This window comes from Nocardioides nitrophenolicus, from assembly GCF_016907515.1.
Classification (GTDB): domain Bacteria; phylum Actinomycetota; class Actinomycetes; order Propionibacteriales; family Nocardioidaceae; genus Nocardioides; species Nocardioides nitrophenolicus.
Genome location: NZ_JAFBBY010000001.1, coordinates 5165984 through 5188522 on the forward strand (window position 1 = coordinate 5165984; position 22539 = coordinate 5188522).

Consider the following 22539-nt stretch of genomic DNA (forward strand, 5'->3'; position numbering starts at 1 on the left):
GGGGATCGACCTGCGTGAAGGCCCTTCTTTACGCAAAGGTAAAGCCCATGCGTCGTCTGCTTCCCGTCCTGACCGCACTCGCCGTCACCCTCGGCCTGGCGTCCGCGGTGACCTCCGCCGATGCGGCCGCGCGGCCGACCGCGCCCTGGATCTCCGGACAGGCGGTCCAGCGCGACGGGTCGGTCGCGATCACCCTCGACTGGGACCCCGCGCCCGGCGCGTCGGCCTACGACGTCTACGCCCTCAAGGGTGAGGGCGAGCCGATCATGACCGGCCAGCTCGTGGGCCGCGGCATCGCTGGGACGCGCACCGTCGTGGGAGGGCTGACGGCCGGCACGACGTACTGCTTCGCGCTGTTGGGCAACAACGGCGGTGCGGGCAGCCCGCGGGCCTGCAAGGTGACCCCGCCGGTCTCGCGCGCCGTCACCCCGACCGCGCTGGCCACCACCGCGGCCACCTTCAACCTGCGCTGCGGCTCGAAGTCGAAGTGCAACAGCGGCTGGAAGTGGAAGAAGCGGCAGAAGAAGGTCGTCGCCGACATCGACCGGATCGGGTCCGACATCCTGGTGTTCGTCGAGGGCCACGTCGCCCACAAGTACGGCAAGAAGAAGCGTTGGATCGGCAAGGTCATGGCCAAGCGCGGCTACGAGCTGGCCTGCCAGACCCAGCGGAGCAAGAAGCGCAAGCTGTTCAGCCAGACCGCCTACGTCCGCTCCAGCGCGTACGCCGTGGTCGACCCCAAGGCCAACAGCAAGGGCACCCGGTTCACCAGGTTCGGCGACCGCGACCACGGCTTCTGCCAGGCGCTGATCCAGCACCGGGCGACGGGCAAGCAGGTCGCCATCGCCGCGGTCCACCTGCGCGACGGCAAGGCCGACGGCATCCGCCAGCAGGAGACCTCCTACGTCCTCGGCCGGGTCACCGGCGCGTTCCCGGGCCGGCCGACGGTCGTGCTCGGCGACTTCAACTCGCACCGTGGCCTCGATCGACGAGGGCAGACCGACACCCCCCGCCTGGTCATGGAGGGCGCGGGGTACGCCGATGCCGTCGACATCGCCGCCCAGCTGACCTACCCGTACCTCAACTCCGCGCACGGCTTCAAGACCGACCCGCCGCGCTCGACGACCTGGCCGACCCACGTCGACCGGATCTTCGTCTCGCCGGGCATCACCGTGCCGAGCTGGGAGAACATCGCGGTGCTCGCGGGCGGCAGGTACGCCACCCCGATGGCGTCCGACCACAACCCGATCAAGGCGACCCTGTACATCCCCTGACCTCGGTTCCTAGGGTCGGGTCATGGCCGAGGAGATCCCCGCGATCGAGACCGACGTACCGCCGAGTGGGCCGGGCTGTGCCGAGTGCACGGCCGCGGACGGCTGGTGGGTGCACCTGCGCCGGTGCGCGGCGTGCGGCCACGTCGGGTGCTGCGACAGCTCGCCCGCCCAGCACGCCACCGCCCATTTCCGCGAGAGCGGGCACCCGATCGTGCAGTCGTACGAGCCGGGTGAGGACTGGTTCTGGGACTACGCCGGCGAGGACTACTACGCCGGCCCCGAGCTCGCCGCGCCCACCAGCCACCCCGACGACCAGCCGGCGCCCGGGCCGCGCGGCCGGGTGCCGGCGAACTGGCGCGACCTGATCCACTGATGCTGCCCGGGCTCAGGCCAGGGTCACCTCGACCGGCACCGCGTTGCGCAGTGTGTGACCGACAGGCGAGCTGGCGAGCACCGCGGTGTGCAGGGCCTCCAGCTCGGCCCGGGAGGCGGGGGAGCTGATCGAGACGCTCGCCCGGATCGCGCTGAAGCCGGCATGCCCCTCGGCGAGGCCCAGGAAGACGTGCAGGTCGAGATCGCCCTGCAGGTCGATGCGCAGGTCGCGCAGCTCGATGCCGGCGACGGTCGCGTTGGCGGCGTACCCGACGGCGAGGCAGTTGCCCAGGGCGCCGAGCAGCTGCTCGACCGGGTTGGGAGCGGTGTCGCCGCCGCCGAGCGCGGGCGGCTCGTCGGAGCGGATCGGGGCGAAGCCGCGCACCGTGGCGTGCGACGCGAAGGCGCCGTCCCAGGTGACGTGGGCGGCCCAGGTGGTCCCGGCCTTGGTCGGGTCGTCCTGGACGGCCTGGACCAGGCCGGTCACGGCCTCGAGGTCCACGTCGTTGAGGCCGGTGCTGGCGGAGGTGGTGGTCATGGATCAAATATGAGTGAGTTGCTCATATTTGGCGAGGGGGGTGGCCGAGGTCGTGGCGGCGTGCGCGGGAGCGCCTTGCACTACCGGGGCTGGCCGCCCGCCGCCCGGAGCGTCGCGGCGACCACCGTCCGGGTCTCGGCGGGGTCGATGACGTCGTCGATCTCGAACACCCGCGCCGCGTTGAGGGCACTGGCGTGGGTACGCAGCTCGGCGGTGTGCCGCGCGACCGTGGCCTCCCGCTCGGCCTCGGGCAGTGCCGCCAGCTCGTGCGCCATCGCCAGCCGCACCGCGCCCTCCAGCCCCATCGGGCCGAGGTGGGCGTCGGGCCAGGCGACGGTGAGCAGCGGTCGGTGGGTGCTGCCGCCGAGCATCGCCTGGGCGCCGAGTCCGTAGCCGCGCCGCAGCACCACGCCGACGAGCGGCACGCTCAGCCGGGCCCCGGCGTTGACCAACCGCGCCGCGTGCCGCACCAGACCGGTCCGCTCGGCGTCCGGGCCGACCATGAACCCCGGGGTGTCGACCAGCGAGAGCACGGGCAGCCGCCAGCGCTCGCACAGCTCGAGGAAGTCGGCCGCCTTCGCCGACGCGTCGGCCGTGAGGGCTCCGGCCAGGTGGGTGGACTGGTTGGCGAGGACGCCGAGCGGGATGCCGTCGACCCGGGCGATCGCGGTCACCAGCTCCGGCGCCCATGCCTCGCGCAGCCAGGTCACGCTGTCGGCGTCGGCGAGCGCCTCGACCACCGGGCGCACGTCGAAGGCCTCGCGGTCGTTGGCCGGCAGCATCGTGCGCAGGGCGGTCGGGTCCTCGGCCGCCCCCGAGGCGGCCGGTCCGTCGAGGTAGCCGAGCAGCCGGCGTACGACGGCCACGGCCTCCGCCTCGTCGTCGACCACCACGTCGACCACGCCGTTGGCCGCCTGCTCCGCGACCGGGCCGATCTCCTCGGCCGCGAACTGCCCGAGCCCGCCGCCCGCGATCATCGCGGGCCCGGCCATGCCGAGGTTGGCGTCGGGTGTGGCCACCCGGAGATCGGCGCAGCCGGCGAGCACGGCGTTGCCGGCGAAGCACCGGCCCGACACCACGGCGATCCGCGGCACCACGCCCTCCAGCTCGCCCCACAGCGCGAACGAGCCGACGTCGAGCGCCGACACGATCGGCAGGTCGACGTCGCCCGGCCGCCCGCCGCCGCCTTCGGTGAAGAACACGGTGGGCAGGCCCATCCGGCCGATCAGCTCGAGCAGCCGGTCGGACTTGCGGTGTCCGCGCATGCCCTGGGTGCCGGCCATGACCAGGTAGTCGTACGACAGCACCGCGGCCGGCCGGCCGTCGATGGTGGTGGTGCCGCCGACGATGCCGTCCGCGGGCGCCTCGACGACGAGCTCGGCCAGCGGTCGGCGCTGCTCCTGGGCGGCGGTGATGAAGCGGCCGTACTCCACGAAGGATCCGGCGTCGACGAGGTCGGCGATGTTCTCCCGGGCGGTACGACGACCGCGGGCGTGCCACCGGACGACCTTCTCGGGGCGGGCCTCGTCGGTGGTGAGGAAGCGGCGGGCGAGCAGCTCGGTGAGGCCCTGGGCCGGGGCGTCGTCCTGTGGGTCGGTCACCCGGTCAGCATGTCAGGCGCGAGGCACCGACGCCGGGTCGCCGGTGAGGACCCGCAGCGCGAGCGCGGTGGTCGACTCCATGTCGAGGTGGCCGACCACGCGCTCCACCCGGGCGATGTCGAGGGGGAGCAGGCCGGGCGTACCGGGGATGTCGGGCGTCAGCCCGAGGTCGAGGTCGGTGCGGCCCGCCATCATCCGCAGGTTGAACTCGTAGGTGTCGCGTGCGCCCGGCGCCGAGAGCCGTTTGAGCACGGTCGCGCCGGTACGCCGGGCGCCGGTCTCCTCGGCCCACGCGTCCAGCGCCGCCACCACCGAGCGGCCCTCGTCGTGCTCGATGTCGGCCCAGATCTCCCGCATCGAGCCGATGTGGGACAGCAGGTAGGCGGCGGTCTTCTCGCCGATGCCCGGCACGCCGGGCAGGTTGTCGCTGGCGTCGCCCCGCACCGCCGCGAACTCCAGGTAGCGCTCCGCCGGGACGCCGTACATCGAGCGGAGGTGGGCGGACGTGAGCAGGGGAGAGCCGTTGATCCCGCCGTTGATCAGGCGCAGCACCCGCGTATGGGCGCTGATGTGGGCGAAGGAGTCGCGGTCGGAGGTGATGATGACGCAGTCCCAGCCGTTCTCGCCGGCCCAGGTCGCGGCCGAGGCGTTGACGTCGTCGGCCTCCAGCCCGGGCGGGGTGAGCGTCGCCAGGCCGAGCGCGTCGAGCAGGGCGCCGGCCCGGTCCAGCTGGTCGACGAGGTCGGGGTCCTTCTCGGCGCGGCCCGCCTTGTAGTCCGGGTACGCGTCACGGCGGTAGGACGCCACCCGGTCGTCGAGGCCGAAGATCACCGCGTCCGGCGCGAACTGGTCGATGGACTCGATGATCTGGCGCAGCATCCCGTGCAGCGCCCACGCCGGCCGCCCGCCACGGTCGCGGTGCCGGGTGTGGGCGCGCGCGTGGTGGTTGCGGTGCAGCAGCGACGGTGCGTCGACGGCGAGCAGCAGCCTGCGGGGGCGGTCCGGGACGGGGTTCATGGCGATCGCCCCGACTCTAGATCGTCAGCCGAAGGCCTTCCGGTAGTGGTCCGCGAACGCCGGGTGGTAGTCGTCGAAGTCGATCGCCGCCGGGTCCCCGCCGGTCTCCGCGGCGACCATCCGGTCGAGGTAGTAGTCCCAGCCGGGGCCGACGTTCTCGGCCATCTCCGGGTCGGGCACGTTCTGGGCGAAGGTCAGCGTGGTGACGCCGTCGGCCTCGGCCAGGTCGACCCGCAGCAGCCAGTGCTCGGGGTTCTCGCCGTCGTACGGCATCGAGGTGGTGATCCGCAGCCGGTGCGGCGGCACGCACTCGTCGATCCGGAACGCCTCGCGCGGCACGTCGTCGCCCTCGAAGGTCATCTGGAACAGGACGTGGCCCTCGGCCGGGTCGCCGGTCCACGTGCCGAGCCAGCGGGCGAGGCGGTCCGACTCGGTCACCGCGGCCCACACGTCCTCGATGGGCGCGCGGAAGGTGCGGACCAGCTCGACATAGGTCTCGCCGTCGCGGTCGAGGCGGCGGCCGGTCGGGGTCGGGATGCTCATGCGGTCTCCTGGTCGGGTTGGTCGGTTCCGGTGGTCCGGGTGGTCGGGGTGGCCCGGCGCTCGCGGCCGGTACGGCGTACCTCGAGGTCGAGGCCGTCGAGTGCGGACTCGGGGATCGGCGGTCGCCGCCCGCCCAGGCCGTCGACCCAGGTCCGCACGGGGGACAGGCCGGCCGGTCGCAGCCGGTAGTGGCGCTCGCGACCGCGGTCCTCGGCGTCCACCAGACCCGCCTCGACCAGCATCCGCAGGTGTCGGCTGACGGCCGGGCGGCTGATCGGGTGCTCGGCGGCCAGGTCGACCACCCGCGCCGGACCGTCGGCGAGCCGCTGGAGCAGGGCGCGGCGGACCGGGTCGGCGATGGCCTCGAACGCGTCCACGAAGTATTGGTAACATTCAAGTTACCAATAAGGCAAGGTCTCCGGGGTATGGAGTGATCACAACGAGACCGCGAGCCGCTACGCTTCGAACATGCGTTCGGTCCGAGGCGGTGCGGCGGCCCAGGAGTGCCTGCCGCTCGACCTGCCCCCTCCGGAGCCGCCGGCGGCTCGAGCCCGCCCGGCGGCGAACAGCCCCGGACGAGCCGACGGCGACGACGTCCGGATCCGGCTGCGCAACGATGCGCTCGCCTCCCACGGCTGGCCGGCCGGCACCGAGCTCCTGGTCTCGACCGACCGTCGCCCGCGCCGCGGGGAAGTGGCGCTGGTCCGCGAGGGCGGCCGGCTCAAGATCGGCGTGCTCGAGATCCAGTTCGGGCGCTCGGCGCTGCGCACCGACCACGGCGCGACGCTGCTCGGGTCGACGGCGCGGATGGTGGGCGTGGTGACGGTGGCGGGGGCGCCGCTGGCGGGGATGCCGGTCGTCGTACCTCCGGGGTGAGGCAGGCTGGAGCCATGAGCCCCGACCTGCTGCTGGCCCGCCGCGACCTCGCGTTCCTGCTCCACGAGTGGCTCGACGTGACGGCGCTGTGCTCCCGGGAGCGGTACGCCGAGCACAGCCGCGACACCTTCGACGCGGTGCTCGAGCTGTCGGCGGAGCTGGCGGCGGAGCACTTCGCGCCCCACAACGCGCTCAGTGACGCCCAGGAGCCGCAGTTCGACGGCGAGACGGTGACGATGGTGCCCGAGGTCGGCGCGGCGGTGCGGGCCTTCGCCGAGGCCGGCTTGGTGTCGGCGGCGATGGACGAGTCGGTCGGCGGCGGCCAGCTGCCGCAGGTCGTCCAGCAGGCCTGCTTCGCGTGGTTCCAGGCCGCCAACGTGGCGACCTCGGGCTACCCGATGCTGACCATGGCCAACGCCAACCTGCTGCTGGCGCACGCCTCGCCCGAGCAGGTCGCCCGGCGCGTGCCGCCGATGCTCGACGGCCGTTGGTTCGGCACCATGTGCCTGTCCGAGCCGCAGGCCGGCTCCTCGCTGGCCGACGTGGCGACCCGCGCGGTGCGCCAGGACGACGGCACCTTCCGCCTGTTCGGCAACAAGATGTGGATCTCCGGCGGCGACCACGAGCTCGGCGACAACATCGTCCACCTGGTGCTGGCCCGGGTCGAGGGCGCGCCGCCGGGGGTCAAGGGACTCTCCCTGTTCGCCACGCCCAAGTACGTCGTCGACGCCGCGGGCGCCCGCGGCGAGCGCAACGACGTCACGCTGGCCGGCCTCAACCACAAGATGGGCTTCCGCGGCACGGTCAACACGGTGCTCAACTTCGGCGAGGGCCGCCATCTCCCGGGCGGCGCAGCCGGCGCGGTGGGCGAGCTGGTCGGCGAGGAGGGCCGCGGCCTCGCGGTCATGTTCCACATGATGAACGAGGCCCGGATCGGGGTCGGCGCGGGAGCGGTGGCGCTCGGCTACACCGGCTACCTGCGCGCGCTGGCCTACGCCCGCGAGCGCGTCCAGGGCCGGCCGCTGGCCGCCAAGGACCCGGCCTCGGCGCCGGTGCCGATCATCGAGCACGCCGACGTGCGCCGGATGCTGCTCGCCTCGAAGTCGTACGTCGAGGGCGGGCTCGCGCTGGTGCTGCGTGCCGCGCTGCTGCTCGACGAGCAGCACACCCACCCCTCCGCGGAGGCGCGGTCCCGGGCGGGCGCGCTGCTCGACGTACTCACGCCGATCGTGAAGAGCTGGCCCTCCCAGTGGTGCCTGGCGGCCAATGACCTCGCGATCCAGGTCCACGGCGGCTACGGCTACACCCGCGAGTACGGCGTCGAGCAGCTCTACCGCGACAACCGCCTCAACCCGATCCACGAGGGCACCCACGGCATCCAGGCTCTCGACCTGCTCGGCCGCAAGCTGGTCCAGGCCCGCGGTACCGGCCTGCAGGTCCTGCTCGACGCGGTGCGCGAGACCACGGACCGAGCGCGCGCGAGCGGCGACGCCACGCTGGGCTCGTACGCCGAGCAGGTGGCGAGCGTCGCCGACGGCTTCGCGACCGCGGTCGCCGCCGCCTGGGAGTCCGGCGACCCCCGCACGGCCCTGGTCAACGCCACGACCGGGCTGGAAGCCGCCGGCCACCTCGTGGTCGCCTGGACCTGGCTCGACCAGCTGGTCGCGGTCGGTGACCGCGCGGGCGCCTTCTACGACGGCAAGCGCGCCGCGGGTCGGTACTTCCTCACCCACGAGCTGCCCAAGGTCGGTCCGATGCTCGACCTGCTGGCCGGCGGCGACCAGCTCTTCAACGAGGTGGACCCGGTCACGCTGTGACCAGCCGCTCCAGGTTGTCGAGCTCGTTGGTGCGGCCGGCGACGATCCGGCCGGTCCACTCCTCGTCGTGCAGCCGCTCGCACTCCATCACCACGTCGGTCCCGGTCGCGGTGCGCTCGAGAGTGACGACGGTCAGGTGGTCGTACGGCTCGACGCCCGGCACGAAGTCGATCAGCGAGACGTAGGCCAGTCGGGTCGGCTCGACGACCTCGGTGAACTCCTTGTGCGACGCGGTGGAGATCGGCATCCCGGCCTGCTCCATGAACGCCACCTGCTCCGGGCCGGTCGCGGTCATCGTGTAGTCGAGGGAGCCGCCCGGGCGCAGCTCGATCCGGTCGACGGTCGTCTCGAACCCGTCGGGTGCCCACCAGGCGGAGATGCCCGCGGCGGTGGTCCACAGCTCCCAGACCCGCTCGGGCGGGATGGGGAGGCTGCGGCGGAGGGTGATGGTGGTGGTGTTCTGCATGGTGGGCTCCTCTTGGCTGGTGGTCTGTCACCCCAGGGACGGAGCCGGATCGGGGTCCTCGACATCGAGGGCGTGAAGAGTTCTGGACGGGCGCGCACTGGCGCATAGCCTCGATCTGGCGCCCGGCGGTTGCTTGCCGTGGGTCACTCGCGGCTACTAGACGATTCACGTAGGACCGGTGTCCGGCCAGACTCGGTCCAGGTGGTCGACGGGGCGCTCTCTTTGCGGCTGCCCACCTGAGTATCTGGGTGTGGCTCATTTTCGGGCTGCGTCCCCGTCGATCGCCGTGTTGAGGTGTGGCTCAAGAGGGGACTGCCCAGCTCGCAGTAGCAATGCCCGCCTCGCTTCCCACAACGACACGGAGCAGAACGGCGGGTAACCACATGCGGGTCTTCATCGGGGTCGATCCCCACAAGCTGTCCGCGACCATCGAGGTCGTCGACACCAACGAGACCGTCTTGGCCAAAGGTCGGTTCGACACCAACAAGACCGGCTATGCCGCGATGTGCAGACATGTCGCTGCCTGGCCCGACCGCGTCTGGGCCGTCGAGGGCAGCAGCGGCGCCGGGCGGCCTCTGGCTCAGCGGCTGCTCGCCGATGGTGAGCGGGTGGTCGATGTTCCGCCGAAGCTCTCAGCGCGGGCACGGCTGTTCGACACTGGCCACAACCGCAAGACCGACGCCCATGACGCCCACGCCGTCGCCGCGGTCGCGGTCCGCACCAAAGGCCTGCGGGTCCTGTCCTACGACGCTGACCTCGAGGTCCTGCGGATGCTCACCGATCGTCGCGCCGAGTTGATCAGCCAGCGCGTGCAGACCGTGAACCGCCTCCAGCGGCTCCTGTCCGAGCTGATCCCCGGCGAGGTCAAGCTGAACCTGACCGCCCCGCAGGCACGCGAGATCCTCTCCCGACGCCGGCCCCGCGACCTGGCCGGCAAGACCTGCAAGCGACTCGCGCTGGAACAGCTTGAGGACCTCAGCGTGATCGAGCGCAGGATCAAGGCCGCCGACAAGGAGCGGAAGGCACTCGTCCTCGCGTCAGGGTCGAGACTGATGGACCTGCCCGGCATCGGCCCCATCGGCGCTGCTCGGATCCTCGCCGACGTCGGCGACATCGCCCGGTTTGCTGACCGCAATCGATTCGCCTCCTGGACAGGAACCGCGCCCCTGGACGCCTCATCGGGCGAGCAGGTTCGTCATCGTCTCTCCCGCGCGGGCAACCGCAAGATCAACCACATGCTGCACATGGCCGCGTTGAGCCAGATCCGGCTCGACACCGACGGGCGCGCCTACTACCGGCGCAAGCGCGCCGCCGGGAAGACCCACCTCGAAGCGCTGCGGTGCCTCAAACGACGGATCTCGGACGCCGTCTACCGACGGCTCCTCGACGACACCGCGGGCGCGGCGGGTGCGGGTCCGGGAGGGCAAGGCGGGACGTCTCAAGAATCCAGCGCGGCCGACTCACACCCGCTCATCGGCACTTCGGATAAGCCACTCCCGGACCCGCGTCCACGACGCTACGCCGCGACCTCGCAGCCACGGAAGCCCCAGCCACGGAAGCCCCAGCCCGTGGAAGCGCTTCGCGACGCCGGTTGACAACAGAGGGGAGCCGAAATGACTCCGCAGTCAGACTGGTCCAGGGCACACCTACGCTTCAGCCTCCACCACGCCAAGTTCGAATGAGCTCTTCGGGTCTGCAAGTGGCATTGTGCAGTGGTGAACCATTTTGACGAGCTGCGTATTCGCGACTTGGCCCAGGTGCTTACGGAGTTCGCAGGCAACTGCTTCGAGATCGCGCGAACAACCCGCGGCATGAGCGAGTACGAACACGTGCAGGAGGCTCGTACCGCATTTCTTCTACTCCGTGGGCACGGCAGGGCATTAAGCACTCTGGTGGCACTAGGCCCGACGGCCTACCCGAGCGGATGGCCCATCGCCCGATCAATGTTCGAGGTGGGTGTCCGGACGGCGTGGCGCATGGACGTCGACGATCCCTTTGAGGCAGAGGGCCGATGGGCTACCTGGCTCCAACGGTTCGTCGCCCACGAGCTGAAGCGCGCAGAGTCTCTTGAAGCGGAGGGCCTTCCGGAAATGGCGCAAAGGGCCAGACGTCGTGCGGATCAATCTGCGAGGTTTCATGCGGCCTTTGTTGACTTGTTGAACGCGAAAGGTATTGTTCCGGCAGCGCAGGAGCCGTCGATGAAGAACGTTCTCAAGGCGCTCGGCCAACCTCCACATCGTTACCAACTCTACGCGGACGCCAGTGAGCAATTGCACGGAAGTTTTGTCGCTCTGGAAGCCCACAGTCGCGGTCTGGGCACAGAACGCAAACTCGGAGAATTTGCGACTTGGATGGACTGGGCCTCGCCCCTCACAACTGGAATCCGCGGAATCCAAGCGTTGAGTTACGTGTTTTCAGACCGCGTTCGGTCCGAACGCATGCAAACTGTGGTTGAGTCCGCAGAAGACGCGTGGGAACTGGCGCTCCACGCCGAGCGCCACTAAAAGCACATATTCCTGGCAGGCCGGCGGGCCGCTGAGTTCGACTGACCTTGGTCGAGCCGCGACCGGCTTTAGAGGTCGTCGAAGATGGTTGTCTGCAGGATCACCCTGCGTATGCTGCGCTTGTCCGCGAGCGGAACCATGCGCTCGCCGAGGCGTGCCTCCGCGACATCTACGTCCTCAAACAGCACGCCGTCCGGCTCAACCTTAGTGCGTTTGAGCTCGACATAGGTGCCGTAATCCAGAGCGTAGATGTTGTACCTCAGGCCGGGGTTCTCCTTGTCGCTGTAGCCTCGCTCGATTAGATGGAGCAGGCGAAGATCGAACAGCGACAGGATCATCGGGTGCCCGGACTGCTCCCGCGAGAGCATAAACATCTTGGTCTGCCGGGAGCCGATCACGTCATCGATAAGCAGGCGCAAGGCAGCATGCTGCGCATCGGACAGAGAGGCCGACTTGTCCGTCTCATACCAGTCTCGGGCGGCGTCCTCCACGCTGCGGAGGTCAATCTTCTTCCGTCCGGACCGGTTCGCCCGGAAGAAGGCGGATCCGAAGATGCCCAGGAAGTCTCGGACGACGCCCTCGCCCGCTCGCACGAGTTCGACGAACGTGGCGCGCTCGGTGAAAACCCGTGACCTGAAGGCGGTCGCCTCGCGGATCCCGTACTCGTCGAGGAAAGCCTGATCGAGCCCGGAGGTGACGTGCTTAAAGAGTACCGCCGCAAAGATCTCCTCGACGCGGTCCGGGTTGCGCTCGTAGACGTAGTAGTCGTCGAGATCGAGGTTGGCGGTGATATCGGGGCCGAGTTCGAAGCCCACCACGTTGCCACCGTCCGGTTGGGGGAGGCTGAATCGCGAGCGGTACTCCAGGGAGCCGATCTTGACGGTGATGCGGTGCGACGGCAGCACCGACCGTTTCAGGAACTCCGCGATGAAGGGCTGCAGGTCCGTGGGGATCGACGTCCACTCGTCGATCAGGAGGACGAGGTGTTCGACGCCCATTGCCTCCAGAGCCGCATCGAGCACCTGGTAGACCTCGCTGTAGACGATAGTCTCGCGCAGCGCCTCCGTGTACGAGACCTCGTCAGTGTTCGTCCCTCGGGCGGTTGAGCCCAGCGTGAGGTCGGCCGTGGGCCCGGTCCCGGACACGCCCACCCGCAGACCCGCCTGCGAGACATTCTCCTTCTGCCGAGTGGTCTTCACGTCGCGGCTTGCGACTTCGGCCGTCTTTTCCGTGATGTACCTAGCGAGCTCGCTGACCTCCTCCATGCCGCTACCGTCGCGGTTCGGATCGGTGGCGATGTCCAGGAGTCGCCCCTGCAGCAGCGCGAGCAGGTCCTTGAAGAGGGCGATGCAGCGCGGCGCGAGCGGCTGCGTTGGGTCCGTAAACATGTGCGCGCTGCCGAGCAGGCGGATATCCAGGTAGATGTGGAAGACGTTCTCGCTCTCCTCCATCTCGGCCCCGAGGACCTGCAGAACGTGCGTCTTGCCCGTGCCCCGGCGGCCGTAGAGGACCTGGTGGCCGAAGTTCGCCACCTGGGGGAGAACCCCGGTCTCGACATAGGTCTCGCGCAGGACTTCTGGGTCTGCCTGCCGTTCCGAGCGCGACACGATGCTGCTGACTGCCCGCACCATCCGCGGGTCTTCCAACATTGAGTCAGACATCCGTCCTCCTTATGGCCGAGAGCGGGATCACCTTACGTGCCGGTGCACCATCGACCGCGCAGTCTTGCTCGGGTGGGTTCTGCTCTGGCCTCAAGGACGCGTTCGGGTCGGCGACCGTCCCCCCCCCCCCCCCCCCCCCCCCCCCCCCCCCCCCCCCCCCGGCGGTCGGCCCGGCCACCGCTGCCCAGGCGTTCGCCCAGGCCCGCGTGCGATTGGAAACCGCACGCGGGCCTCTGCGGATGTTGGACGAGACCTAGGTTGGCGCGACCTGACGGCCGCGGGCAGGTCGGTCGTCGGAGAGTGGCATATCCTCGCGAACCATGACAGCGGAGACGGCGATGGTCCTGTTGACGGGCGCATCGGTCGTTGCGGCGGCGATCTCGATCGGAGTGGCCCGCAGTGCTCGGGACGAGGCGAACAGGGCCAACCTCCTGTCGTCGGCCGCAAACAGCATCGCCCGCGAGGCGAACCGACTGGCGGAGGACAGCAATTCGGTTGCGAGGGGCGCGGCCGAGTCGGCGGCTGAGGCCAACCAGCTGTACTCGGAGACCAACGCCATTGCGCGGGCAGCAGCCGAAACGGCCCGCAACGTGCCTGTCGAGGTCGCCTGGGACGAGGCGCTCGTTGCTATCGCTGCTTTGCAGACCGCCAACCCAGCCGACCCCAGGGAGCAGGTGGGGCCGCTGCTGACGGCACTGAGGACTCGAACGTTCTTGCTAATCGACCGGCTCGGCTGGGAAGACGGCTTTGGTAAGTGGGCCGCGCACGAGCACAGGCGTGGCGTACTGCTGATGCGCGAGGCGCTGGAGAAAGCCGCGGCGCTGGCGCAACGGACCGGAGGCCTCAGCGCCGACCAGATGATGGATGTCAACGAGGAGTTCTGGAAGTGGGTCGTCGCGTACACCCAGAACGTCCGGAGGTTCCGGCGAGTTGGTCCGGAACCCGAGACGTTCGTACGGCTCGCGGCCATCGCACGGGCTGAGTGGAAGGCGGTTTGCGCCCGCAACGGGTGGCCGGAGGACCCGGACAACATCCCGGGCCTCGCCCCGCTGGATGAGGCCGAGCCGGGACCGGGCGGAGACGGCTCCGCGTAGACCCACCCGCGCTCGGGCACGGCATCCGTTCGGCGGCGGCGCGCGATACCGCGGACTCTCGGGCCTGAAGACGAGCCGCCAAGACGACCTCTCTTCTGCGAGCATTGGCCAGCGTATTCTGGGCGAACTGACGCACCCACCCACCACAACCGGTAACGCGTCAGATGGCTGCAGGCGCGCCGACGTCATCGCGGACGTCGTACCTCCCCGCGTACACCTCGCCGACCAGAGTCCCGTCACCCATGCGCACCGGCTCGACCGCGGTCGTGCCGTACCGAGACACGACCCGGAGCAGACCGTGCGGTGTCTCCCACCGGTAGGCACCCAACCCGAGCTGACGGGTGCGGTAGGGGAGATGCGTCTTGGCCCGGTGATGTCGGCGGGTGAGTGGGGCGTCGTTGAGGTCGCCGGTCTGGCCGGGAGGTCCGTCCTTGTCGTACGGCGTGACGTGGTCGTGGTCGAGACGGCGGGTGCGGGAGGTGGAGTGGGGGAAGACGTCGCCGCCGGTGCGCAGGTGGGTGCGCTCCTTGCAGGCCGCGGGGTGTTCGTAGGCGTCGACGGAGGCGCCGGCGTTGAGGTCGATGACGGGGCGCAGGGCGACGGAGCGGTGGCGGAGCAGGGCGGCGACCTGCTCGAGCAGCATCGGTCCCAGGTCCTCCACCCGGGCGACGCCGGTGGCGAAGCCGGCGAGCACGGCGGCGTCGAGGTGGACGTAGAGCGTGGCCTTGCGCGGAGCGCGGGTGGGAGCAGGAGCGGGGGGCGCCTCGGGCTCCCGAAGGCCTTCGAGGAAGCGGACGGCGGCATAGGGATCGGCGAGCAGCTCGACCGCGTGGGCGCGGAACTGGTCCATGGTCGGGACGTCGTCCTCGGCGTCGGGGACGTGCTGGTCGGCCAGGGCCCGCGCGACCTCGTCGACGCTGGTGGTGAACTCGACGGCTCCTGCGGTCGGGAGCCGGAGGGTGATCGGCTGGACGCCCGCCTGGCCGTCGATGTCGACGACCGCGTCGCCGGGGCGGCGCCGGCGGGCGAAGACGCCGATGCGGGCCTCCTCGGCGGCGATGCGCTCACGGTGGGCCGCGGGATCGGCCTCGATGACACGTGCCTCGGCGAGCTCGATCAGCTTGCCCGGTGTCAGGTCGCGGGCGGCGGCGACGGAGATGTCGACGATCTCCACGGCCGCGCGGGAGAGCTTGCGCGAGAGGTCGGCGATCTTGCGGGCGACCCACACCTCGACGTCGAGGCGCTGCACGCGCTCCCACAGCCGGGGGAGGCGGTGGCGCAGGTCGAGGGCTGCCGCGGCCCGGTGGGAGGTGGCGATCCACCCGGCGTGGCTGGCGACGGCGAACTCGGCCAGGCACAGCTCGGAGGTCTCCGGCGTGCCCTCGCCGCCGAGGCGCACGAGCCGGTCGCCACCCGGCCGGCCCTGCGGGTCGACAGAGTGCAGGTCGCACCAGGCCAGCAGGCGCAGCAGCCCGTCGACCTCGGCCTGCCGCTTGAGGCGCACGCCGGACTCCTCGGCGGCGAGCAGCTCCGCCGCGCTGAGGTCTCCGAGGGTCGTCACAAGGCCAAATTAGTCGAACACCTGTTCGAACTCAACCAGATCACGAGGACTGTGGAGAACCCAATCGCTCCCGCCCGTGCGGAGCGTGCCAGCCCGACTCGTCCGGCCCCTTCGGCACGATCCCGGTCGGATTGATGTCCTCGTGCACGACGTAGTAGTGCAGCTTGATCTGGTCGAAGTCGATCGAATCGCCGAACCCGGGCGTCTGGAACAGGTCGCGTGCGTAGGCCCACAGGACCGGCATCTCGGTGAGCCTGTTCCGGTTGCACTTGAAGTGGCCGTGGTAGACGGCGTCGAAGCGGGCGAGCGTGGTGAACAGGCGCACGTCGGCCTCGGTGATCCGCTCGCCCATCAGGTAGCGGCGGTCGGTGAGCCGCTCCTCGAGCCAGTCCAGGGCCGACCACAGCCGGTCGTACGCCGCGTCGTAGGCATCCTGGGAGCCGGCGAACCCGCAGCGATAGACGCCGTTGTTGACCTCGGTGAAGATCCGCTCCATGACCTGGTCCATCTCCTCGCGGCACTCCTCGGGCCACAGGTCCGGCGCGTCCGGGCGGTGGTGGTCGCGCCACTCGAAGAAGAGGTCGTGGGTGATCGAGGGGAAGTCGTTGGTCACCAGCGCCCGGGTCGGTACGTCGACCAGCGCCGGGACCGTGATGCCGCGGTCGTACGCCGGGTCCCGGGCGAGGTAGGCCTGCTGCAGTCGCTCGTAGCGCAGCACCGGGTCGACCCCGCCGGGGTCGAGGTCGAAGGTCCAGCTGCGCTCGTCGTGGGTGGGGCCGGCGAGCCCCATCGAGACGACGTCCTCCAGGCCGAGCAGGGAGCGCACGATGATCGCCCGGTTCGCCCACGGGCAGGCCCGGGCGGCGACCAGTCGGTAGCGCCCGGGCTGGACCGGCCAGGTCGGCACGTCGAGCTCGCCCACGTACGGGTCCTGGCTGCGTCCCGGCTCGCGGGTGACCCGGTCGGAGACGTACCTCATGTCCCGCTCGAAGGAGGTGCCCTCCGCGGCGTACGCCGCCACGTCGCGGCTCAGTCCTTCTTCACGGCGTCGGCGATGTCGGCGGGAGTCACGTCCACGTGGTCGGGGTCGGCCTGTGCGTCGATGCCGGTGACGGGCGGCGGGGCAGGCTCCTTGCGGGGCTTGGCGACCGGCGCCGGGTCGAGGCCGAGCTCCTCGGTCACGTTGACCGGCTCGTCGGGCGAGATCGTGAGAGACGGCTCGGCATCAGCGCCGCGTGCCCGGCGGATGGCCCCCTGGGCGAGGCCCACCGCCGCTCCGGCCACGGCTGCCGGTGCCTTGGCGGCGGTGCCGACGACGCGCTTGATGGTGTCGATCGGGGCGAGGTGGGTCACGGGAGGCTCCTCCGCTGGTCGGGTCTCGGGACGTCCGCCCAGTACCCGGTGGCGCCGACGGCACTCACGCCGCCCTCGTGACCGAGCCTGCCTGCGCCCGGGTCGACCCCCTGTGTGATGCTTTTCGTTCGCACCTAGCGGGCCAGACCACGACGACGGACACCGGGGGACAGGGTTGAGCGACATCGCCGCCGAGTTGGCGCGCGTCAAGGGCGCCTTCGCGCAGCCGACGCTGACCCTGCTCCACCAGCGGCAGGCGCCGGTCGTGATCACGATCTTCCGGGCAGCCTTCGGGCGCAACAACCGGCCGATCCCGACGGCGCGGCTGCACACCCAGGTCGAGGAGCACCTCGCCGAGATCCGCAACGCGGGCGACGCCGACCTGCCGACGGGCAGCGGGCGCGACATCTGCCAGCGCTGGATGAGGGGGCAGTGGCTGGTGCGCTCGCTCGACGAGCAGGGCAACGAGGTCTACTCGCTGACCTCCCACGCCCAGCAGGCCCTGGAGCTGGTCAAGAACCTCGCGCGGGACCGGGCCACGCTGAGCGAGCACCGGATCGCGACCATCCTGAGCACCGTACGCCGGTTCAACTCCGAGGCGAACCCCGACCGCAGCGCCCGGGTCACCCTGCTCAACGACGAGATCGCGCGGCTCAAGGTGGAGCGCGACCGGCTGGTCGACGGGGCCGAGATGGTGAGCGCGACCGAGGACTACATGCTCGAGGGGTTCACCGAGCTGCTCTCGCTGATCTCCGCCCTCCCCAGCGACTTCGCGCGGGTCGAGGAGCGGTTCGCGACCATCCGCGGCGAGATCCTGGCGGCCTTCCGGGCCGAGGACCGGCCGGCGGGCGAGGTGATCGACGACTACCTGGCCCGGGCCGACGCGCTGATCACGGCGACCCAGGAGGGCCGGGCGTTCGAGGGGGCGTTCGCGCTGCTGCGCGACGACGGCCTGGTGACCCAGCTGCGCGAGGACCTGAACGCGCTGCTGGAGCACCCGCTCTCGCCGGGGATCCTCGGTGAGGCCGACCGCGCCGAGCTGCGGGGCACGGTCAAGTTGGTGCGCGACGGCCTCGACCGGGTGCTGGCCCAGCGCAGCCGGGTGACGGCGACGCTGAAGGAGTACATCGTCTCCCACGACGCCGCCCGCGACCGCGAGCTGGAGCAGACCCTGCGCCAGGTCGAGTCCGAGCTGATGACCTGGATGTCGACGACCGGCCCGCGGGCCACCCACGAGGTGTCCCTGCTCCCGAGCCGGGTCAGCGTCGACCACCTGCGCGAGCGCTTCCACGACCCGGCCGACGACGTGCTGCCGGACCCGATCACCGCGGCCGACCCGGCCGAGGCGCCGACCCTGTCGCTGGAGGAGCTGATGGCCCAGGGCGGTCCCCAGCTGGGCTCGTTGCGCCAGCGCCTCGACGACGCGCTGCGCGACCTGCTGCCCGCGGGCTCGCTGGGCGAGCTCTTCGACGCGCTGGAGCCGTCGCTGCGCCGGCCCGTGGAGATCTTCGGGCTGCTCCACCTGGCGGCCGACCGCGAGTGGACGACCGAGGACGTCGTCGAGGAGTTCGCCGCCGTGCGCCCCGACGGCTCGCGGCGCACCTTCGCGGTGCCGCGCACCCCGCTTCCCGACCCCGATCTGGCCCCCGGCCGCGAGCACGACCGAGAGGAGTCCCGCCGGTGAGCGTCGAGCTGGACGAGCAGACCGCGGAGACCAACGACTTCGACGACCTCGACGAGGTCGCCGACGAGACGTCGGTCTCCCTGTTCGAGGGCGACGAGGGCGGCCTCGAGTACGCCCAGCGGCACGCGCTGGTCACCCTGCTCAAGCAGCGGTTCATCAGTGCCCGCACCCATCCGCGCGACTGGCAGGTCCTCGTCGAGAACGAGCGGGTGATCCGCTCGCGCCTCAACGACCTGTTCCTCGACCTGCAGGTCGACCCGACCCGCGAGGTCGCCTGGAAGCGGCAGGCCACGTCCGAGACGGCGAGCCGGTTCCCGACCCTGCTCCACGACACCGCCTGGTCGCGCGAGGAGACCCTGGTGCTGGTCCACCTGCGCGACCGGCTGCGTGCGGGCCTGGCCAGCGGCGACGCCCGGGTCTACATCGACCGCGAGGACATCGTCGAGTACGTCGCCAGCTTCCGCCCCGCGCACGCCACCGACGAGGCGGGCGACGAGAAGCGGGCCCGCAACGCCGTCACGAGCATCATCAAGGCGGGCCTGCTCATCGGGTCCGCGTCCGAGGACCGCTACGAGATCAGCGAGGCCGTCGAGCCGCTGCTCCCGCTCGAGCTGCTCCAGGAGCTGCTGGAGGCGCTGCAGCGTGCCAACGGCTCCGAGGCGGAGCCGGAGCCCGAGGACGACGACCTGTTCGAGGAGGAGGACGCCTGATGTCCGTCGACGAGATGGAGCAGGTCGAGGGCACCGACGGGCTGTTCGACAAGGAGGTCGTGGCGACGCCCGCCGACGACACCGTCCAGTGGCGCGCGGCGCTGCTGCAGCTGGTCAACTGGGGCGGCTTCGGCGGCCTGACCACCGTCCCGCTGCGCGGCGACGCGACGATGATCTCGGGCGCCTCGGGCGTCGGCAAGAGCACCATCCTCGACGCCTACACCGCGCTGATGATGCCGTCCGACACCAAGTTCAACGGCGCCTCCAACGACGCCGTCGCGGGCCGGGCCCGCAGCGCCGGCCAGCGCAACCTGCTGTCCTACCTGCGCGGCGCGGTCGACGTGGTCGACAACCCGAAGACCGGGCGGCCCGAGGAGAAGCTGCTGCGCGGCAAGGGCTCCGACACCTGGGGCGCGGTCGCGATGACCTTCGTCAACGACCAGGGCGGCCGGTTCACGGCCGTGCGCACCTACTACGTCCCGCGCCGCGCGGCGCGCTCCGGCGAGGTGCAGATGCAGCTCGCCACCCACGAGGGAGCGCTGTCGTTGGAGACGCTGGAGGTCGCCGTACCCGAGCGCTTCCACGCCAACACCCTCAAGAAGCTGTTCCCCGGCATCCGCGTGCACCGCACGTACGCCGAGTTCGCGGCCGTGCTGCACGCCCGGCTCGGCATCGGCGCCAACGGCGACGGCTCCAAGGCGCTGCGCCTGCTCGCCCGGATCCAGGCCGGCAACCAGGTGCGCAGCGTCGACGAGCTCTACAAGGACATGGTCCTCGAGCGGCCGGCGACCTATGCCGCGGCGGACCGGGCGATCGAGCACTTCGACGACCTCGACGCGTCCTACGCCGCGATGCGCACCGAGGAGCAGAAGCTCGAGCTGCTCGAACCGATCACCGACCTCCACGAGCGCCGGGTCGCCGCGACCCAGCGGCTCGCCGAGCTCGACTCGTACGGCGTCACGCTGTCCGGCGACACCCCGCTGCGGCTGTGGCTGCTGCGCACCCACCTGCGCCTGATCGAGGCCGCCGTCGCCGGCAACCGCGACTCGCGGCAGGGCACGGTCGAGGCGCTCACGGCGACCCGCTCGGCCGAGACCACGCTCGCCGGCGACCTCGAGGCGGCCAAGGAGGCGCACCGCGCCGCCGGCGGCGGCGACCTGCAGGCCCTGGCCGCGCAGGCCGAGCACGAGCGGGTGATCCGCGCGGAGCGCGCCAACCGCCTCTCCGAGCTCGAGGAGCGGGTCTACCCCCTGGTCGGGCTCACCGACGCCGACGCCCCCGACCTGGAGTCCGCGCTCGACTCGTCGACCGCCTTCGCCGAGCTCCAGCTGCTGGCCCGCAAGCGGCTCACCGCCGGGGAGGCCGAGCAGGCCACGCTGCGCGCCGAGCGCGACCGGGTGCGCGACGGCCTGGTGCCGCTGAAGAACGAGCAGGCCGTGCTCAAGCGCGAGCGGGCCTCGATGGAGAACCGCAACGGCCGGGTGCCGTCGTACCTCCACGACCTGCGGGCCGCCGTCGCCGAGGCGAGCGGGCTGTCCGTGGAGGAGCTGCCCTTCGTCGCCGAGCTGATCGACCTCGCTCCCGAGGAGGCCCGCTGGCGCACGGCGATCGAGACCGTCCTCGGCGGCACCGCCCGGATGATGCTGGTCCCGATCGGCCGGCTCGCGGAGTTCTCCGGCGCCATCGACGGCCTCCGGCTGCCCGGCCGGCTGACCTTCCAGGGCGTCGAGCTCGACCTGCCCGAGACCGGCCCCGCCGACCCCGAGCGGGTCGCCGGCAAGCTGCTGTTCAAGGACTCCCCGTTCTCCGGCTGGGTCCAGCAGCACGTCCAGGAGCCGTCCCGCAACGCCTACTGCGTCGAGAGCGCGGCCGAGCTCGACGGTCCCGGCTTCCGGGTGACCGCTGCCGGCCAGACCCGCAACGGCGACCGCGGCACCCACGGCCGCGGCGACCACCGCAACATCATCGGCTTCTCCAACGAGGACGCGATCGCCGAGATCGACGGCCAGCTCGAGGAGCTCGAGCGCCGGATGGAGCAGGTCGACGCCCAGCTCGCCGACCTCGACCGCCGGGGCCGGCTGCTGGAGCAGCAGCGCAAGGCGTACGACGCCATCGCCATGGTCCGCTTCGACGACGTCGACGTCGCGGGCAGCGACCGGCGGATCGCCGAGCTGGAGCAGCGCCGCACCGACATCCTCACCTCCGACGACCAGCTCAAGGTGCTCCAGGCCCAGATCGACGAGCTGGTCCACCGGCTCGACGACGCGCGCCAGGAGCGGTTCGCACTGGAGCAGAAGCAGCGCGAGCTCAACTCCGGCCACAGCGAGCTGGTCGACTCCGAGGACCTGGTCAAGGACCGGCTCGAGGCGATGGAGCGCAGCGGACTGGTCGAGCTGAGCGAGGAGCAGGAGGCCGCGCTGGCCGCCGACTTCGCCGCGGCCGCCGCCCCGGCCGACCCCGACGACCTCGACCGGTTCGCCGACAACTCCCACCGGCTGGGGGAGCGGCTGCGCACCGCCGTCGCCGACGCCGACGCCGAGATCCGCCGCTGCGACGACGACCTGGCGCTGATCTTCAAGCACTACAAGTTCCAGTGGGACTCGCCCAACCTCGGCGCCACCGCCGACTCGTACGCCGACTACGCCCGGATCCTCGACGACATCCGCGGCACCGGCCTCGCCGAGCGCCGCGCCGAGTGGCGGCGCCGGCTCACCGAGTGGAGCGGCCAGGACCTGGTCCCGCTGCTCGGCGCGATGTCGTCCTCGGTGGAGGAGATCGAGGACCGGCTGGAGCCGATCAACGCGATCCTGCGCCGCCTGGAGTTCGGTGGCTCCTCCGGCGACCGGCTCCGGATCCGGCTGCGCCGGCTCGCCCCCGCCCACGTCCAGGTCTTCCTCAAGGACCTGCGCACGCTGTCCTCCGGCGCCAGCGGTGAGCTCGACGAGGCCGGGCTGGAGAAGCGGTTCACCGACCTGAGCCGGTTCATGCAGCAGCTGCGCAAGCCGGCCCAGTCCGGCGACGGCACGGCCGTGGCCACCGACCGCGACCGCCTGCTCGACGTACGCCGGCACGTCGAGATCAGCGCCGAGCGCTACGACCACCTCACCGGCGAGCTCCGCGCGACCTACCGCACGCTGGGGGAGAAGTCCGGTGGCGAGAGCCAGGAGCTGGTCGCGTTCATCGTCGGCTCCGCGCTGCGCTTCCGGCTGGGCGACGAGATGCGCTCGCGCCCTCGGTTCGCGCCGGTCTTCCTCGACGAGGGCTTCGTGAAGGCCGACTCCGAGTTCGCGGGCCGCGCCGTGCAGGCGTGGAAGGGGCTCGGGTTCCAGCTGATCATCGGCGTCCCTCTCGACAAGGTGACCGGCCTGGAGCCCCACATGGACGAGCTGCTGGCGATCACCAAGAACACCACGACCCACCAGTCGTGGATCACGCCGATCACCAACGCGGAGCCGAGCGGGGCCTGAC

At 71.1% G+C, this 22539-nt stretch carries 20 protein-coding genes; 10 read left to right on the forward strand and 10 right to left on the reverse strand.

The genetic code is table 11. The features are described 5' to 3' along the window. The first annotated feature begins 47 nt into the window (after positions 1-47). Positions 48-1274 carry an endonuclease/exonuclease/phosphatase family protein gene (locus JOD66_RS24835; protein WP_204839459.1) on the forward strand — a complete coding sequence of 409 codons (1227 nt, stop codon included), beginning with the start codon at positions 48-50 and terminating at the stop codon, positions 1272-1274. Between the two features lie 22 nt (positions 1275-1296). Then, the gene (locus JOD66_RS24840) at positions 1297-1647 is read left to right on the forward strand and encodes a UBP-type zinc finger domain-containing protein (RefSeq protein WP_204839460.1); all 351 of its coding nucleotides are present in this window, start codon (positions 1297-1299) and stop codon (positions 1645-1647) included. Between the two features lie 12 nt (positions 1648-1659). Here the strand turns inward: JOD66_RS24840 and JOD66_RS24845 are convergent, their stop codons facing one another. The 5 genes from JOD66_RS24845 to JOD66_RS24865 form a co-directional block, all read right to left on the reverse strand. Next, complete coding sequence (locus tag JOD66_RS24845) at positions 1660-2184, reverse strand: OsmC family protein (protein WP_204839461.1); 525 nt, start codon at positions 2182-2184, stop codon at positions 1660-1662. Between the two features lie 80 nt (positions 2185-2264). Beyond that, complete coding sequence (locus JOD66_RS24850) at positions 2265-3785, reverse strand: acyl-CoA carboxylase subunit beta (RefSeq protein WP_204839462.1); 1521 nt, start codon at positions 3783-3785, stop codon at positions 2265-2267. A 12-nt stretch (positions 3786-3797) separates the two neighbouring features. Continuing rightward, positions 3798-4802, reverse strand: coding sequence for a 5'-3' exonuclease (locus JOD66_RS24855; protein WP_204839463.1), 1005 nt, complete (start codon positions 4800-4802; stop codon positions 3798-3800). A gap of 24 nt (positions 4803-4826) precedes the next feature. Beyond that, positions 4827-5345, reverse strand: a complete 519-nt coding sequence (locus tag JOD66_RS24860; protein WP_204839464.1) for an SRPBCC family protein — start codon at positions 5343-5345, stop codon at positions 4827-4829. Continuing rightward, complete coding sequence (locus tag JOD66_RS24865; protein WP_204839465.1) at positions 5342-5722, reverse strand: ArsR/SmtB family transcription factor; 381 nt, start codon at positions 5720-5722, stop codon at positions 5342-5344. Before JOD66_RS24865 ends, JOD66_RS24860 begins: the two co-directional genes overlap by 4 nt. A gap of 91 nt (positions 5723-5813) precedes the next feature. Between JOD66_RS24865 and JOD66_RS24870 the strand changes: the two genes are divergently transcribed. Both JOD66_RS24870 and JOD66_RS24875 read left to right on the forward strand, forming a co-directional pair. After that, on the forward strand, positions 5814-6221 hold the full coding sequence (locus JOD66_RS24870) for a hypothetical protein (RefSeq protein ID WP_204839466.1): 408 nt from the start codon (positions 5814-5816) through the stop codon (positions 6219-6221). Between the two features lie 14 nt (positions 6222-6235). Then, on the forward strand, positions 6236-8038 hold the full coding sequence (locus tag JOD66_RS24875; protein ID WP_204839467.1) for an acyl-CoA dehydrogenase: 1803 nt from the start codon (positions 6236-6238) through the stop codon (positions 8036-8038). Here the strand turns inward: JOD66_RS24875 and JOD66_RS24880 are convergent. Continuing rightward, the gene (locus JOD66_RS24880; protein ID WP_204839468.1) at positions 8028-8504 is read right to left on the reverse strand and encodes an SRPBCC family protein; all 477 of its coding nucleotides are present in this window, start codon (positions 8502-8504) and stop codon (positions 8028-8030) included. The genes JOD66_RS24875 and JOD66_RS24880 overlap by 11 nt on opposite strands. Before the next feature lie 383 nt (positions 8505-8887). Between JOD66_RS24880 and JOD66_RS24885 the strand changes: the two genes are divergently transcribed. Together JOD66_RS24885 and JOD66_RS24890 are read left to right on the forward strand one after the other, a co-directional pair. Next, positions 8888-10099 (forward strand): IS110 family RNA-guided transposase, encoded by a 1212-nt coding sequence (locus JOD66_RS24885; RefSeq protein ID WP_204839469.1) that lies wholly within the window; start codon positions 8888-8890, stop codon positions 10097-10099. 120 nt (positions 10100-10219) lie between these two features. Next, a complete protein-coding gene (locus JOD66_RS24890; RefSeq protein WP_204839470.1) occupies positions 10220-11008 on the forward strand; it encodes a hypothetical protein in 789 nt (262 codons plus the stop codon). A 68-nt stretch (positions 11009-11076) separates the two neighbouring features. Here the strand turns inward: JOD66_RS24890 and JOD66_RS24895 are convergent, their stop codons facing one another. Continuing rightward, complete coding sequence (locus tag JOD66_RS24895) at positions 11077-12669, reverse strand: ORC-CDC6 family AAA ATPase (RefSeq protein ID WP_204839471.1); 1593 nt, start codon at positions 12667-12669, stop codon at positions 11077-11079. A 320-nt stretch (positions 12670-12989) separates the two neighbouring features. On the opposite strand from JOD66_RS24895, the gene JOD66_RS24900 reads away from it, so the two are divergent. Further along, positions 12990-13763, forward strand: coding sequence for a hypothetical protein (locus JOD66_RS24900; protein ID WP_204839472.1), 774 nt, complete (start codon positions 12990-12992; stop codon positions 13761-13763). Between the two features lie 160 nt (positions 13764-13923). On the opposite strand, the gene JOD66_RS24905 is transcribed toward JOD66_RS24900, so the two are convergent. Genes JOD66_RS24905 through JOD66_RS24915 form a run of 3 tightly spaced genes read right to left on the reverse strand, consistent with a single transcriptional unit; the run spans position 13924 to position 16677 of the window. After that, positions 13924-15324 carry a hypothetical protein gene (locus tag JOD66_RS24905; protein ID WP_204839473.1) on the reverse strand — a complete coding sequence of 467 codons (1401 nt, stop codon included), beginning with the start codon at positions 15322-15324 and terminating at the stop codon, positions 13924-13926. A 40-nt stretch (positions 15325-15364) separates the two neighbouring features. After that, positions 15365-16303 (reverse strand): glutathione S-transferase family protein, encoded by a 939-nt coding sequence (locus JOD66_RS24910; RefSeq protein ID WP_205126544.1) that lies wholly within the window; start codon positions 16301-16303, stop codon positions 15365-15367. Between the two features lie 50 nt (positions 16304-16353). Further along, a complete protein-coding gene (locus JOD66_RS24915; RefSeq protein ID WP_204839474.1) occupies positions 16354-16677 on the reverse strand; it encodes a hypothetical protein in 324 nt (107 codons plus the stop codon). A 175-nt stretch (positions 16678-16852) separates the two neighbouring features. Between JOD66_RS24915 and JOD66_RS24920 the strand changes: the two genes are divergently transcribed. Genes JOD66_RS24920 through JOD66_RS24930 form a run of 3 tightly spaced genes read left to right on the forward strand, consistent with a single transcriptional unit; the run spans position 16853 to position 22538 of the window. Further along, positions 16853-18361, forward strand: a complete 1509-nt coding sequence (locus JOD66_RS24920; RefSeq protein ID WP_204839475.1) for a DUF3375 domain-containing protein — start codon at positions 16853-16855, stop codon at positions 18359-18361. Next, positions 18358-19071 (forward strand): DUF4194 domain-containing protein, encoded by a 714-nt coding sequence (locus JOD66_RS24925; protein ID WP_204839476.1) that lies wholly within the window; start codon positions 18358-18360, stop codon positions 19069-19071. Before JOD66_RS24920 ends, JOD66_RS24925 begins: the two co-directional genes overlap by 4 nt. Next, the gene (locus JOD66_RS24930) at positions 19071-22538 is read left to right on the forward strand and encodes an ATP-binding protein (protein ID WP_239545434.1); all 3468 of its coding nucleotides are present in this window, start codon (positions 19071-19073) and stop codon (positions 22536-22538) included. The genes JOD66_RS24925 and JOD66_RS24930 overlap by 1 nt, the downstream gene beginning before the upstream one ends. The last annotated feature ends 1 nt before the right edge of the window (position 22539 follow it).

Bases quoted from the DNA above. Each gene is read 5' to 3' on its own strand.
- JOD66_RS24870 (WP_204839466.1), top strand. From the start codon at position 5,814: ATGCGTTCGGTCCGAGGCGGTGCGGCGGCCCAGGAGTGCCTGCCGCTC.
- JOD66_RS24900 (WP_204839472.1), top strand. From the start codon at position 12,990: ATGACAGCGGAGACGGCGATGGTCCTGTTGACGGGCGCATCGGTCGTT.
- JOD66_RS24840 (WP_204839460.1), top strand. From the start codon at position 1,297: ATGGCCGAGGAGATCCCCGCGATCGAGACCGACGTACCGCCGAGTGGG.
- JOD66_RS24845 (WP_204839461.1), bottom strand. From the start codon at position 2,184: ATGACCACCACCTCCGCCAGCACCGGCCTCAACGACGTGGACCTCGAG.
- JOD66_RS24910 (WP_205126544.1), bottom strand. From the start codon at position 16,303: ATGAGGTACGTCTCCGACCGGGTCACCCGCGAGCCGGGACGCAGCCAG.
- JOD66_RS24930 (WP_239545434.1), top strand. From the start codon at position 19,071: ATGTCCGTCGACGAGATGGAGCAGGTCGAGGGCACCGACGGGCTGTTC.
- JOD66_RS24860 (WP_204839464.1), bottom strand. From the start codon at position 5,345: ATGAGCATCCCGACCCCGACCGGCCGCCGCCTCGACCGCGACGGCGAG.
- JOD66_RS24875 (WP_204839467.1), top strand. From the start codon at position 6,236: ATGAGCCCCGACCTGCTGCTGGCCCGCCGCGACCTCGCGTTCCTGCTC.
- JOD66_RS24855 (WP_204839463.1), bottom strand. From the start codon at position 4,802: ATGAACCCCGTCCCGGACCGCCCCCGCAGGCTGCTGCTCGCCGTCGAC.
- JOD66_RS24880 (WP_204839468.1), bottom strand. From the start codon at position 8,504: ATGCAGAACACCACCACCATCACCCTCCGCCGCAGCCTCCCCATCCCG.
- JOD66_RS24885 (WP_204839469.1), top strand. From the start codon at position 8,888: ATGCGGGTCTTCATCGGGGTCGATCCCCACAAGCTGTCCGCGACCATC.
- JOD66_RS24895 (WP_204839471.1), bottom strand. From the start codon at position 12,669: ATGTCTGACTCAATGTTGGAAGACCCGCGGATGGTGCGGGCAGTCAGC.
- JOD66_RS24835 (WP_204839459.1), top strand. From the start codon at position 48: ATGCGTCGTCTGCTTCCCGTCCTGACCGCACTCGCCGTCACCCTCGGC.